Source organism: Streptomyces mayonensis (assembly GCF_018982965.1).
In the GTDB taxonomy this organism is placed as follows: domain Bacteria; phylum Actinomycetota; class Actinomycetes; order Streptomycetales; family Streptomycetaceae; genus Streptomyces; species Streptomyces mayonensis.
Genome location: NZ_JACBYP010000263.1, coordinates 1 through 1,435, shown reverse-complemented (window position 1 = coordinate 1,435; position 1,435 = coordinate 1). Strand labels below are relative to the sequence as shown.

Annotated in this window: 2 protein-coding genes; both read right to left on the bottom strand. The window is 70.4% G+C overall.

Annotation, left to right across the window (positions count from 1 at the left end; translation table 11 throughout):
* On the bottom strand, positions 1-655 hold a 655-nt coding region (locus HZS56_RS37755), incomplete at its 3' end, for an MFS transporter (RefSeq protein WP_374201251.1).
* Positions 656-698: 43 nt separating this feature from the next.
* The gene (locus HZS56_RS37750; RefSeq protein ID WP_216725317.1) at positions 699-1,346 is read right to left on the bottom strand and encodes an HAD family hydrolase; all 648 of its coding nucleotides are present in this window, start codon (positions 1,344-1,346) and stop codon (positions 699-701) included.
* Positions 1,347-1,435: the final 89 nt, after the last annotated feature.

Below are 1,435 nucleotides of genomic sequence, written 5' to 3'. Positions count from 1 at the left end.
GGTGAACCCGTACACCGACATGCCGGCCCGGACAGCGGCCCGCACACCGAGCGGGCTGTCCTCGACGACCACGCCCCTCCGCCGCACGGCCACCACCGCCCCCGTCGACGTACCACCGGCTCCCCACCAGCGCGGCCGGCAACAGCACGACGACCACCGGCAGGTACGACACCCACAACGCGAGGTCCCAGTGCGCCCCCGCCCACGCCAGCGACGCCCCCAGGATCCCGCCCAGGCTGTACGCCGCGTGGAACCCCAGCATGATGCTGCGTCCGTACGCCCGCTGCAGGCTCACCCCGAGCATGTTCATCGAGGCGTCCAGCGCACCCACGGCCAGTCCGAACACCGCCAGCGCCACGGCGAGCAGCACGACGCGGTCCCCCGCCCCCACCCCGAGCAGCGCCAGCAGCACCACGGGCTGGGACCAGCGCAGCAGCCGGCTCGGCCGCACCCGCCGTACCAGACGCTCGGTGAGCACACTGCCGACACCGGCCAGGACCGGCACGGCGGCGAGGAAGACGGGCAACAGCGCGTCGGAGACGCCGTACCGGTCCTGGATGGCCGGGATGCGCGTCACCAGCAGCGCGAACGCGACTCCCTGGACGAAGAAGCCGAACGCGAGCGACGCCCTGCCGCGCCGCAGCACATCAGTCATGGCGGCGAGCGTAAGGCCCCGGCTTACCCGTGGGTAGATCCAGTCACGAAGCCAGCAGACCGGCCAGCTCGCCCATGTCGCCGAAGAGCCGCGTCGCACCGGTGAGTTCCGCGGCCGGCGTCATCGCGGTGAACCCGTACACCGACATGCCGGCCCGGACAGCGGCCCGCACACCGAGCGGGCTGTCCTCGACGACCACGCACCGGTCCGGCTCGACCCCCATCCGCTCGGCCGCGTACAGGAACAGGTCCGGCGCCGGCTTCCCCCGCCCCACATCCTGGGAACTGAAGATCCGAGCGTCGTCGAACCACCGGTCCAGCCCGGTCTTCCGGTGCCCCACCCGAATCCGCTCATGGCTCCCGGACGACGCGACGCAGTACGCCACCCCGTCCGCAGCGAGCTTCTCCAGGACATCGCCGACCCCGGCCACCGGCTCCAACTCACGCTCGAAGGCGGCGAACACCCGCCCGTGGAACACGTCGTCGAAGTCCCCGGGCAACCGCTCCCCCGTCCGCTCCAGAACGAGGTCGTGCACACGGTGCATCGCGGCCCCCATGTAGTCCCGGAGCGAATCCTCGTACGACGTGGGGTGCCCCAGTTCGGTCAGATAGCCGGCGAGCAGCCGATTGGAGATCGGCTCACTGTCGACGAGGACGCCGTCGTTGTCGAAGATAACCAGGTCATAGCGCATACCTCGACCCTAAACGCAGAAAGCCCCGTACCATCCCGGTACGGGGCTTCCTCGCAATAATTGTTCGGCGGCGTCCTACTCTCCCACAG